This window comes from Psychrobacter sp. S1-30-MNA-CIBAN-0213 (genome assembly GCF_040309845.1).
Lineage (GTDB): Bacteria > Pseudomonadota > Gammaproteobacteria > Pseudomonadales > Moraxellaceae > Psychrobacter.
In genome coordinates this window covers 1-13,043 of record NZ_JBEOPE010000014.1, presented here as the reverse complement: position 1 = coordinate 13,043, position 13,043 = coordinate 1, and the positions used below count along the sequence as shown (strand labels likewise).

Annotated in this window: 10 protein-coding genes; 4 read left to right on the top strand and 6 right to left on the bottom strand. The window is 41.7% G+C overall.

Annotated elements, in window-relative coordinates; genetic code table 11:
* Positions 1-71 precede the first annotated feature (71 nt).
* Positions 72-1,994, top strand: a complete 1,923-nt coding sequence (locus tag AAEY87_RS11850) for an electron transfer flavoprotein-ubiquinone oxidoreductase (protein WP_502945475.1) — start codon at positions 72-74, stop codon at positions 1,992-1,994.
* Between the two features lie 101 nt (positions 1,995-2,095).
* Here the strand turns inward: AAEY87_RS11850 and AAEY87_RS11845 are convergent, their stop codons facing one another.
* Positions 2,096-3,592 (bottom strand): alanine/glycine:cation symporter family protein, encoded by a 1,497-nt coding sequence (locus AAEY87_RS11845; RefSeq protein ID WP_068038156.1) that lies wholly within the window; start codon positions 3,590-3,592, stop codon positions 2,096-2,098.
* A 1,263-nt stretch (positions 3,593-4,855) separates the two neighbouring features.
* Here AAEY87_RS11845 and AAEY87_RS11840 point away from each other — a divergent pair.
* The 3 genes from AAEY87_RS11840 (at position 4,856) to AAEY87_RS11830 (ending at position 7,710) form a co-directional block, all read left to right on the top strand.
* On the top strand, positions 4,856-5,116 hold the full coding sequence (locus AAEY87_RS11840; RefSeq protein ID WP_068038159.1) for a DUF4212 domain-containing protein: 261 nt from the start codon (positions 4,856-4,858) through the stop codon (positions 5,114-5,116).
* A 3-nt stretch (positions 5,117-5,119) separates the two neighbouring features.
* Positions 5,120-6,988, top strand: coding sequence for a sodium:solute symporter family protein (locus AAEY87_RS11835; RefSeq protein WP_068038161.1), 1,869 nt, complete (start codon positions 5,120-5,122; stop codon positions 6,986-6,988).
* A 176-nt stretch (positions 6,989-7,164) separates the two neighbouring features.
* Positions 7,165-7,710 (top strand): hypothetical protein, encoded by a 546-nt coding sequence (locus tag AAEY87_RS11830; RefSeq protein WP_350657338.1) that lies wholly within the window; start codon positions 7,165-7,167, stop codon positions 7,708-7,710.
* On the opposite strand, the gene AAEY87_RS11825 is transcribed toward AAEY87_RS11830, so the two are convergent.
* From AAEY87_RS11825 to AAEY87_RS11805, 5 genes are all read right to left on the bottom strand, one after another.
* Positions 7,707-8,312, bottom strand: a complete 606-nt coding sequence (locus AAEY87_RS11825) for a rhomboid family intramembrane serine protease (protein ID WP_068038167.1) — start codon at positions 8,310-8,312, stop codon at positions 7,707-7,709. The genes AAEY87_RS11830 and AAEY87_RS11825 overlap by 4 nt on opposite strands.
* 51 nt (positions 8,313-8,363) lie before the next feature.
* Complete coding sequence (locus AAEY87_RS11820) at positions 8,364-9,410, bottom strand: 5'-nucleotidase (protein ID WP_068038170.1); 1,047 nt, start codon at positions 9,408-9,410, stop codon at positions 8,364-8,366.
* Positions 9,411-9,732: 322 nt separating this feature from the next.
* On the bottom strand, positions 9,733-11,022 hold the full coding sequence (locus tag AAEY87_RS11815) for a TRAP transporter large permease (protein ID WP_350657337.1): 1,290 nt from the start codon (positions 11,020-11,022) through the stop codon (positions 9,733-9,735).
* On the bottom strand, positions 11,019-11,546 hold the full coding sequence (locus AAEY87_RS11810) for a TRAP transporter small permease (protein WP_068038174.1): 528 nt from the start codon (positions 11,544-11,546) through the stop codon (positions 11,019-11,021). The genes AAEY87_RS11815 and AAEY87_RS11810 overlap by 4 nt, the downstream gene beginning before the upstream one ends.
* A gap of 21 nt (positions 11,547-11,567) precedes the next feature.
* Positions 11,568-12,626 (bottom strand): TRAP transporter substrate-binding protein, encoded by a 1,059-nt coding sequence (locus AAEY87_RS11805; RefSeq protein ID WP_068038177.1) that lies wholly within the window; start codon positions 12,624-12,626, stop codon positions 11,568-11,570.
* Positions 12,627-13,043 lie beyond the last annotated feature (417 nt).

Sequence of the window (13,043 nt, the reverse complement as noted above, 5' to 3'; positions counted from 1 at the left end):
GCAAGCCATATTATTTAATTGCGCCCCCAATGATACCCATAGACAAGCCACTATAGAGTTTAGGAGTAGGTATGCAAGAGCAAGATAAACAAACGCCAGTCGTTGATGCTGATATCGTCAATACTGACACGCCAGCAACTGTAGACACGACCGAACCAGATACATCGAATTCAGATATGACAAAACCAGAGTCCACAGAAGCGACTCAAGAAGTTGTTGAAAATACTCCCGCTGAAGAGATTCCAGCCGAAACTGTTGTAGCTGAAGAAGCCGTTGAACACAACCCAGTTGACAAAGCACCTGCTGAAACAGCCCCTGAGCCTGCTCCAGTAGAGCCTGAAATTGAGCGCGAATCAATGGAGTTTGACGTAATTGTCGTAGGTGGCGGACCTTCTGGTCTATCAGCGGCTATTCGTTTAAAGCAGTTGGCTATCGAAGCGGGCAACGATGAGTTTATGGTATGTGTCGTCGAAAAAGGCTCTGAGTTTGGTGCGCATATTTTATCTGGTGCTGTTATTGAGCCACGCGCCTTGGATGAGTTAATACCTGACTGGAAAGCCAAAGGCGCGCCTTTAAATGTGCCAGCGATTGAAGATCGTGTCTATATGCTTGGTTCTGCGACCAAAAGTACCAAACTTATGGATTCAATCATCCCAGCTAGTATGCACAATGAAGGCAACTATATCGTCTCGCTAGCTAATGTCGTACGCTGGCTCGCTGAGCAGGCCGAGGAGCTAGAAGTTATGATGTTCCCAGGCTTCCCTGCTTCTGACATCTTATATAATGATGATGGCTCAGTAAAAGGCATATTGACGGGCGATATGGGCGTTGCAGCTGATGGTGAAGCCAAGTCTAGTTTTGAGCCTGGCTATGAGTTACTGGCCAAATATACTATTTTTGCTGAAGGCTGCCGTGGTCACCTTGGTAAGCGCTTAATCAGCCGATTTGGTCTTGATAAAGATTCTGATCCACAGCATTATGGTATTGGTCTAAAAGAGCTATGGGAAGTTACGCCAGATAAGCATGAGCAAGGTGTGGTCATGCATGGCTCAGGTTGGCCATTAACTGATACTGGTTCTACTGGCGGCTGGTGGTTGTACTTTGATGAAAACAACCAAGTCAGCTTTGGTATGGTCATCGATCTGTCCTACTCCAACCCATATATGTCACCGTTTGATGAAATGCAGCGCCTCAAACTGCATCCGCTCATTCGCAACGTTTTAGAAGGTGGTAAGCGTATCTCTTATGGGGCACGCGCTTTAACCAAAGGTGGCCTTAACTCTTTACCGAAATTCACTTTCCCAGGTGGTGTACTTGTCGGTGATGATGCTGGCTTCTTGAATCCTGCGAAGATTAAAGGTACACATACCTCTATGAAGTCAGGCATGCTCGCTGCTGAAGCTATTTTCGAAGCATTAAAGGCCGACCGTCAGCATGATGATGTAGTCGCCTACAGCACTATGTATAGAGAGTCATGGCTGTATCAAGATAACTATGAAGCACGTAACTTTGCTCCTGCCATGCACCGTATGGGTCAATGGATGGGTGGGGCCTTTAACTTTATCGACCAAAATATTCTACGTGGCAAGATGCCATTGACTATTCATGATAACTTAAAGGATTACGATCAGCTAGAGCGTGCGGCCCATGCCTATCAGCCAGTTTATCCTAAGCCTGATGGTAAGCTGGTGTTTGATAAATTATCGTCAGTATTTATCTCTAACACTAACCATGCAGAGAACCAGCCAACGCATTTAAAGTTAACGGATCCTACTGTACCTGTTTCTATTAATCTACCTTTGTATGCTGAGCCAGCGCGTTTATACTGTCCAGCTGGTGTCTATGAAGTGGTAAAAGATGCTGAAGGCGCTAAGTTTGTCATCAATGCGCAAAACTGCGTGCATTGTAAAACTTGCGATATTAAAGATCCTTCACAAAACATCACATGGGTAACGCCAGAAGGCGGCGGCGGTCCTAACTATCCAAACATGTAAACCATTATTGATATAGATATAGCTTAATAAAAAACCGCTCTTAATAATAAGGGCGGTTTTTTTAATGCTCATACATTCATTTGATAACTTAATAGCAAAAGCTAATCAGTCCAAGCATCGCGATTAGCTTCGTCTTTTAACTTCACAAAGTCATCAGGATTGAATTTGATCTGATCACCCGTTTTGCCTTCTTTGACTTGACGCTCATAGTCGCGCAATATTCTTAGTGCCACAGGTGACAAAATTAGAATAGCTATTAAGTTGGTCAAGGCCATAAGACCCATTGATAAGTCAGCAAAATTCCATATCGCTGGTAGGCTAGCAATTGCACCAACGAACACCATACCTAAGACCATGAAGCGGAATATCATAATCATCACTTTGGCATTTTTGGCGCCAGAGATGAATTCAAGATTTGACTCGCCGTAGCTATAATTGGCGATAATTGACGTAAATGAGAAAAAGAAAATAGCAATCGCGACGAATATAACACCCAAATCACCAACATACTGAGATAGTGCCAACTGAGTCAGCTGGATACCTTCTTGCTCAACATTAGGATCGACCACGCCAGATAGGATAATGATTGACGCAGTTGCAGTACAAATTATTAACGTGTCCATAAAGACACCCAACATTTGCATAAACCCTTGTACTGCTGGATGGTCAGGATGACTTTTCGCAGTCGCCGCAGCGTTAGGTGCTGAACCCATACCTGCTTCGTTAGAGAACAAACCACGCTTGATACCGTTAATCATAGCCTGAGCAATACCATAACCAATCACCCCACCTGCTGCTTGCTCAAAACCAAATGCTGACTTCACAATCAAGGCAATCGCTGCTGGGAATTGGCTAAAGTTAGTAACGATAATAAATAGTGCTAATAAGATATACAAGATAGCCATTACTGGTACGATTTTACCCGCGATACGCGCAACCGAACGTAAGCCACCGAATACTACTGGTGCTACCAATACTACCAATACGATACCCGTCATCCACGTTGGAATACCGAAAGCTTCATTAGTTGCCTGTGCGATGGTGTTTGACTGCACACCATTAAAAGCTAAACCGAAGGCGACTAGCAAACATAACGAGAAAAATATCGCCAGCCAGCGCTTACCTAAGCCTTTCTCAATATAATAAGCGGGTCCACCGCGATAAACATTGTCATTATGTGGTACTTTATATGCTTGCGCTAGGGTTGACTCGATGAAGCTGGTCGACATCCCGACGATCGCAGTCATCCACATCCAAAACACAGCCCCTGGCCCACCAAGATAGATAGCAATCGCTACCCCTGCCAAGTTACCAGTACCAACACGCGCTGCAAGAGACGTCATTAAGGCCTCAAAGGAGCTGATACCACCATCTTTGCGTCCTTGGTTAGAGACACGTAACAACTTCCACATGTGTCCAAAGTGTCGAAACTGAATAAAGCGTGTGGCAATAGTAAAATAAAGACCAGCACCAATTAGTACGAACATTAACAGCCCATACCAAGGGTTATTAACAATCAACCAATCATTGTTACCCCAAATTATACTAACACCATAATTTACGATGCTATTAAACAGACCTGCTATCCCTTCACCCATTTTTTCACCTTCATTTCATATATTAGTGATGCTTTGAATCACATCGTAAACTTGTATTTTCTACCTACTAATTCTGTACTTATTATTTCCACACCAAAATCTATAGAGCAACTACATGAACAACCAGTAATACGAAGGTTATTTTCGATCACTTTTCAAAGCGTCTCATATCCTTACATACACAATAACTGCACATAGCACTTCTGTATTTGTATTTTAACTTACTATGATGGTTTTAGCTCTTTTACTCTGTTCAGCCAAAAGATGACGGATCTAAACTAGAATAAGATTTCTTAGCTATTCAATGAATTTCTTTAGATTGTCAGTGTTTAAAGGCCTACTATCAATCTGTATTATATTTCTCAATTTTTTATTTATAATATAAATGGCATATAATGAATATAATCATTAATATATTTATGGAATTTTAAGACTTTTAACCTAAAACGATAGATTGATAATCACTATCAGCGTTATTTTTGGTGTAGATTGAGTTAAATTTCTGTTAAATAAACATTTAGTTACAATAAGTAATTTAAATTTACTTATTGTTAATTACACAAATTTTGTATATATTCCTAATAAGTTTATGACTATCCAGTTTAGTACTAGGTCAACGTCTATGTTTGTTTGACTGGTATAGCCAATATAATACCCTTATTTATTTAAGATAATTCGTATATACATATCCACTTATTGTAATAAACATTAACTGCACATACAAAATTTAATTGGCTCAAATGATTAGATTTAATAATTAAAGTTAACAATAAAAACAATATTTATCTTAGGGCAATAAACCCCTATAGAACTTAGTTTGAATTCTTATCTTTAGATATTTTAGACTTAGATTGAAAGATTTCTTACAAATAACGTCGTCAGGAAGACGAGATAAAGAAAACAGCGGAACGTTATACCACATATACCTTCCTCTATGAATACAACCAACTTATTTATAATGTTACTCAGTATCTACAATATTAAATTTAGTACCTTACAATCTATTTTCAGTGGTATCGAGCCAGTTGCTATTATTTCTTACAAGTCTTTAGTCTTATAAAAGATAGTGTAAAACTTGCTCATGTTGTTAGTAACTTTTGATTATTGATACTAGTTGATCATTCTGTTTTAGTTGTTTATGCCGTATGGCTTTATAATTACGATATAAACAATACTGCCTTAGATGGTATACGCTAAACCAAAGTGACTTGTTAGGCTCCAATCAATAATCTTGTATTTATGTCAGGCAAAAGGAGTTGTCCTATGGAGAACCACAACGATCCATCCGGTTATTGGCGCGCCAATATTCGTCTTATCTTAGGTAGCCTGTTTATTTGGGCACTATGTTCTTATGGTTTTGCTATTCTTTTACGTCCTCTCTTAGCAGGTATCAAAATTGGTGGTACTGATTTAGGCTTTTGGTTCGCTCAACAGGGGTCTATTGGGGTATTTATCATCTTAATTTTCTTTTACGCTTGGCGTATGAATAAGTTAGATAAACAATATGGCGTAGACGAGGAATAGAGCATGAGTCAATTTACGATTAATATTATTTTTGTAGGTCTATCCTTCGCTTTATACTTCGGTATTGCTATCTGGGCGCGCGCAGGTTCAACTAGTGAATTTTATGTTGCTGGCGGTGGCGTACATCCGGTCGTTAACGGTATGGCAACAGCTGCTGACTGGATGAGTGCTGCGTCATTCATTTCAATGGCAGGTCTTATTGCTGCTAGTGGTTATGGCGCTTCTACCTATTTGATGGGTTGGACAGGTGGTTACGTTCTATTGGCCATGCTCTTAGCACCTTATCTACGTAAGTTCGGTAAATTTACCGTCCCTGACTTCATCGGTGACCGCTTTTATTCGAAGACTGCTGCTATGATTGCAGTCGTTTGCTTGATTGTCGCATCAACCACTTACGTTATTGGTCAGATGACTGGTGCTGGCGTTGCTTTCTCACGCTTCTTAGAAGTTGAAAACACAACTGGTCTGATCATTGCGGCAATCGTTGTATTCTTCTATGCCGTATTAGGTGGTATGAAAGGGATTACATACACGCAGGTTGCGCAATATGTGGTTCTAATGATTGCTTATACCATCCCTGCGGTGTTTATCTCACTTGAATTGACGGGTAACCCGATTCCAGGCCTTGGTTTGTTCTCAAACCATGTCGAATCAGGCATCCCTATTTTGACTAAGCTTAACCAAGTCGTTACCGACTTAGGATTTGCCTCTTATACGGCTGATGTTCCTAACAAATTGAATATGGTACTGTTTACTTTATCTCTAATGATAGGTACAGCAGGTCTACCACACGTTATCATTCGCTTTTTCACTGTACCTAAAGTGGCTGATGCACGTTGGACAGCAGGTTGGACACTAGTATTCATCTCGTTATTGTACTTTACTGCTCCAGCAGTAGGTGCTATGGCACGTCTAAATTTGATCGATACAGTTTATCCACAAGGTGTGGCTGAAGCGCCTTTAGAATATGATCAACGTCCAGATTGGATGAGAACGTGGGAAGATACGGGTCTCATTAAATACAACGATCTGAACAATGACGGTCGTATCCAGCTATATAGCGATAGTGGACTTGGTGCAGCTCAACTAGCATTGAACACTGCCGAAGCTGAGGGTGGCGATGTTGCAGCAGCAACTACAGCCGTTGCAGAAGCACAAGCAGCACATGATCTAGAAGTCGATGGTCGCTTTGCAAATGCAGGTTGGGCTGGTAACGAGCTTGATGTAAATGCTGATATCTTAGTACTCGCTAACCCAGAAATCGCGAATCTTCCACCATGGGTTATCGGTCTTATCGCTGCAGGTGGTCTAGCAGCAGCACTATCAACAGCAGCTGGACTACTACTTGCTATTTCATCAGCGATTAGTCATGACTTGATCAAACGTAACCTAAACCCAAATATCACTGATGCACAAGAGCTAAAATATGCTCGTATCACCATGGGTGTAGCGATCGTAGTAGCTACTTATCTGGGTATTAATCCACCAGGGTTTGCCGCACAGGTGGTGGCACTAGCCTTTGGTATTGCAGGCGCATCACTATTCCCTGTACTAATGATGGGTATTTTCTCTAAGCGTATTAACAATCTAGGCGCTATCGCTGGTATGTTGACAGGCTTAATTACTATCTTAGTGTATATCTTTGTCTTTAAAGGTTGGTTCTTCATTAGTGGTACTGCTAACTTCCCTGATACTGAAGAGTATTGGTTGTTTGGTATTTCACCATTATCATTTGGTGCGGTTGGCGCCTTACTTAACTTTATCGTAGCGTTCGCTGTATCTTACGCTACTGCGCCACCACCAGCCCATATCCAAGAGTTGGTTGAGAGCGTACGTTCTCCACGTGGCGCTGGCGGTGCTGTTGATCACTAATTGATTAATTAATAATCTTAGCTGCTAGACATATCGTTTATAGTTATATCTATCACTCACAGGCAGCAGCTGCTTGTGAGTGATTTTTTTATCTCATATTTATAATAAATAATTTTAGGTTTTTAATTTATTAAACGTGTTTAATTAAACGTGCCTATCGCATTAAGGAAGATTTTATGCTTTTTGAGTTTATCGCTACCATCGCTGCTGCATTTGGTATGGCTGGATTAGCACTAGTTATAACTCATCTCAGTAAACTGGCTGGCAAACGCGCACCAAAATGGCTGATTCCTTTATTTGCCGCTATTGGTATTTTTGGCTTTCAAATACATCAAGAGTATAACTGGTACGATCAACAAGTGAGTAAGCTACCTGCAGGTGTGAACGTTGTCAAAACAGCTGAAAGTACAGAATGGTTCCGTCCATGGTCTTATGCTAAACCACAGATATTACGCTTTATAGCAGCAGATACTGGTAATGCCAGCGTACAAGTAGATAATCCAAATGTATATTTGGTTAATTTATATCTGTTTGAAAGACGTAGAAGTGTGCAAAAGATTGCACAAGTCGTAGACTGCAACACTCCTGCACGTGCAGATTATGTGCTACCAGAGAAAGGTAGCAAGCTTACAATTGATGAGCATGTAAAAAAGACTACTGCATGGCGAGAATTGGCGACAGATGATCCGTTATTTATTAGTTTGTGCTCAAATAAAGTCTAATAACGATCACTCATACTTGTATAAGCATGCTTTGAGTTCGCTCCTAGCAGTAAACCGGCGCATAAACCACCGAAGTGCGCCGCAAATGAGATACCAGATTGTGGCATTAAGCCTTGCTTGATAGTGAGCCAATAGCCTGTTCCCATGATAATGCATGCAAGCAAATATCCCCAACGCCGAGCAAATACTGCCCCTCCTATCATGTAACCAAGCATAGCGAAACAAAGCCCTGATGCGCCAATATGAATGGATAATGGTGAGCCAATGATCCAAGTCACTAACCCCGAAGCGACGATCAGCTTTAGAACCGTGCGATAGGCATTATTTTCAAATAGACCAAACAAAAACAAAATCTGTAATAACGTTAACGTATTGCCTAATAGATGGGCGAAATTTCCGTGCATTGTCCATGAGGCAAATACACCGATCATACTGCCTATATCTAATGCACGTGGCACGATACCGAAAATGTTCCACATACCAAATAGGGCAACTTTATTCAAAAAAAACATGCCCCACATCGGCACTAGTACAAACGCATATAAACCAACAACCTGCTTAAGCCGAACCATAACCAACGTTAATAATTGTCGCCAATTCATCTCTTACCTTTTCCTTTAGTCTTTATTGCTCTAGATTGAAACATTTTCATATTATTGGTCTACTAAAGAAGAAGGATGCTGCACAGGTGTAAAAGACAGCGATGAAGCATCTTTACTGGCCGTTAAATAGCTGTTAGCGTGTAATAACGACTCTGAATGATAAGGCACCAATGCTGTAGGCACAAAGCTACGCGCAGCATCGATATGCTGAATAGAATCATCAAAAAAGATATGGGGCGCAAAGGTTTTGAGTACTGCTGTCTTTTCAAGCCCTCCTAAAAAAAATGCCATATCGACATCTACTCCCCACTCACGTAGCGTCTTGATAGCTCGCAAGTCGGCAGGTGCATTACGTGCAGTGACTAGTGCAATCTTTATCGGACAATGATGTAGTCGTGCTGGTAGTCGTTCTTGTAAGCTTGAGAGCTTAATTAACAACTCAGCATATGGGCCTTTCTCAATAGGCAAATCATGCATTTGTGCTTCACGTTCATGAAAAGCACGTAACCCTTTTTGCTTATATAGTAACTCCCCTGAATCATCAAACAGCACTGCGTCACCATCAAAAGCAATACGCAGCTGTTCAGTGTCAAGCTCATAGGTATTTACAGGAGTCGCATCAAGTATTGCACAAGCACAGATATTGGCATCTGCAACTTGCTGGGCATCATCACGATTGGTTGTCAAAAACAAATCAACGTTGAAATCAGCAATATAGGGGGCGACTGGACTACCCGAAATAAAAGCTGAGCGCGATATATTTAATTTATATTCACGAATAGCGTTTAATACTTGAATACCAGTATCAGGGCTACTTTTAGAGACAATAACTACTTCAACTAGAGGTGCTTCGATGTCTAAATCTGTGTGCTGACGACTATATTGGTTTAGATTAAGCAATGCCTTAATGAGCGGATATCCTGCACCAATACTTAAATCGTCGTTCTCACGTGCTGCCATATAATCACGAAATTCTTTAACAGCAGTATTAGGTCGCTGCTGCAATAATTGTAATAAATGAGTTTCTGATTCTGATAGATCAAATAACGCGGTTGCAGAGATTGCAACTATCAGAGTATTACTAAAATCAACTGCCATGAGTGTCTCTACTTATAATGTTTTTATACATTCAAAACTCCAAGTATCCAGTTTACTACATCTTCTATGTTCTTATAATCATAAGAACTGATACGGCAATACAATGTAGTTAGTAAGTTTAAAGTAATAAATACGATTAACTATCTGCTCTAACGTTTATTTCAATCTTATGTGGCATCAGCTGAGTAAATGACTTTATAGTGAATCCACAAAAAAGCCATATTGTTATTGCAACAATATGGCCGAAAAACACAATTTGATTCTAAAGACTTATACTTACCTACTTATACTTATCTACTCAGTCTATCTGCGTCATTAATCTTTAATTCAACAACACCAAAGAGATAGCTGGGAACGCGACTAAAATCACCAATCGAATCACATCAGAGACAATGAAGGGCGCCACCCCACGAAACATATCAGACAGCTTAATATGTGGCGCCATCGCCTTAATCACAAAGATATTCATTCCCATCGGTGGCGTAATGAGACCAAGCTCCACCGTCAATACCGCAATGATACCGAACCAGACTGGATCATAGCCGAGCGCTAAAATGATCGGGAACACCACCGGAATGGTAATCACCAGCATCGCTAGGGCATCCATAAACAGCCCAAGCAAGAAATACATAAATAGGATGCAAATAAGAACAATCATTGGACTAACTGCCAGTCCCCCGATCCACGTCGCTAACGAATAAGACAGGCGCGAGACTGAGACAAAGTAGCCGAGTGCTTCTGCCCCGAGCAGCATAAAGAACACCACTGCAGACAGTGCTAAGGTTTCAATCAATGACTGCTTGAGCCCCTGCATACGCATGCCTTTGGCTGCAGCATAGGCCCAAGAGACAAAGGCGCCGACTGCTGCCCCTTCGGTTGGGGTAAACAGACCAAAGAAGATACCGGCAATAATGACGATAAAGATAAAGCTAAAGGGGATCAAACCTGTCAGTGATAACAGTTTGGCTTTCCAAGAGGTTGGCTCTCCGCGACGGGCTAAATGCGGTTTCCAGCGTACCATGATCATGACAGTGAGCGAGTACATGACCATGCCAAGCATGCCGGGCAAAAAGCCGGCGATAAACATGTCGCCGACTGACTGCTGGGTTAGGATGGCATAGACCAGTAAGGCGATACTGGGCGGAATCATGATACCGAGGGTACCACCCGCCGCTAAGATGCCGCAGGCAAAGCCTGGCTGATAGCCGTACTTCTCCATTTGCGGCAGGGCCACTTTGGTCATGGTAGAGGCGGTAGCTAGGGATGATCCTGAGATGGAGGCAAAGATGCCGGAGGAGCCAATACCGGCAATACCTAGGCTGCCTCTAACGCCGCCAAAGATGGTACGGGTGGCTTCAAACAGTTTGCCGGCCATCCCAGAATGGGTGGCAAACACTCCCATTAAGATAAACAGCGGAATGGCACTAAAGTCGTACTTTGCTAAGACGTCGACGGGGATGTCTTTGAGCATCTGCAAAGCGCCACCTGTGGAGGTGACGGCGCCAAAGCCGACCAAGCCGACACCAAGCATGGCAAGTGCCACGGGGACACGAACCACGACCAGTAGGATCATGACAAGTAAGCCAATGGCTCCGATAGTTTCTGGACTCATGCGCCTGTCTCCTCGGCGTCAAAGAACTCGCCCGTTTTAAAGATGTTGATGGATTCGATTAGTGAGCGTATGGCCAGCAGTAGACTTAAGAAGGCGCTGATGGCGTAGATGGGCATCATGGAGATGCGCAGGTCTTGGGTGACTTTGCCGTATTCTATGGCGTCAATGGCACTTTCATACAGTCCCCAAGTGAAGACGATGCCGATAATAAAGAAGCCCATCATAAAGGTGCCCATCATGTAGCCTTTCATGGCTTGGGACATTTTTTGGGTAAAGACGTCGACGATGATTTGTGAGCGTTCGACAAAGGCGGCAAAGGCGCCAAGGAGCGCAAACAACATGAAGTAGGAGACGATCTCGACGCTGCCTTTGACGGTAAAGCCAAACTCACCGCCCGTAAGCTTAAAGACATAGCGGGCAATGACGTCTAGCATGGTGGTTAAGACGATGATGACCAGACTGACGCCACCAATAAACTGGCACAGTCTGGAGATGAGGGTGCTGATTTTGATTAAAAATGCCATAAGGGGACTGCCTTTAATGGGTTAAACTTTGCAGGCGGCACTGGCGGCTTTGGCTTTTTCATAAACACCATCGGCATCCAAGCCTAAAGCATTGACATCAGCAAGATATTTCTGTGTTCCTTTTTCAAGCGGACCTTTCCAGTCAGGATCGTTAAGTGGATCAGGGATTTCGACAATTTCATCACCTTTATCTCTAGCCGCTTGTATTGCCATCTGATCATGCTTGTCAAATACTTCACCGACTTTATTGGCAAGTGCCATACCTGAGTTTTTATCAAGAACCTTTTTCAAATCATCTGGCAGACTTTCATATTTGTCCTTATTCATAGTGACCATAAGAGCTGAACTATAAAAAGGAATATTAGTATGATACTTCGTTATTTCATCAATTTTGAAAGCTGTGACTGCCTCCCAAGGGAAACTCAAACCATCAACAACACCACGTTGTAAAGAGGTATACATGTCATTAGCAGGTAACCCTACAGGTGAAGCGCCAGCACTTTCAATAATGTCACCAGCAACTGCAGAAGGACGACGGATACGCATACCCTTCATATCTGCTGGTGTACGAATCAACTTGTCTGTAGTATGCAGAGAGCCAGGTCCAGCACCATACATAAATAATAGATGCGAATCTTCATATTCACCAGCAAGCGTCCCATCATCATATAAGGTTTGTAACATACAGCCCATTTGAGTAGCTGAATTAGATAAACCAGGAAGCTCAGTAATCTGAGTTAGAGGGAAACGACCATTAGTATAGCCATGTGCTTGCGAACCAATGTCTATCGTACCTTTGGCAGCAGATTCATAAGTCACATCGGCTTTAGCAAGACCAGCTGATGGATACAACTCAACTTTTAGACGGCCATTAGAATCTGTTTCTATTTGTTTGGCCCAAGGCTCAAATACTTCTGTACTAATAGAAGATGTAGCTGGCCAAAAATGTGAAAAACGCAGAACAGTAGTTTCTTCAGAAGCAGCTGATGAAGTATCAGCATTATCAGACGTTTGATTAGAACAACCAATAAGACTCATGGCTGCCAATGCACCTATTGAAAAAAGAGGAGCTAACTTCATTATCAATTCCTTTTGATAATCACGTGAAAGGGAGTAAGACTTTATATTTAATAACCAATTAATTATAAAACTCTGTTTGTAACACTATTAAGAGTTTATTCGAAATCCATTACATAAACAATACTTTCCTATAACGTTACGAGATACTTGTTATAGCTTATAAATAAAAATACTCTTTAAAATTATCAGTTATAATGATATAAGTCAAATCATTTTAGCTGAATAATCGAAGTATCCCATAAAATTAAATAGACATAATCAGTTTATTTTTTTAAACTCGATATGTAATCATTGGATATAATGAGGTTTTTAAATAATAGAAGCTATTAATAAGCCAGACAAAGAAAACCCCCCAACGAATTAACGTTGGGGGGTTTTCAGGGTATAGAGAGCTGACGATGACCTACTCTCACATGG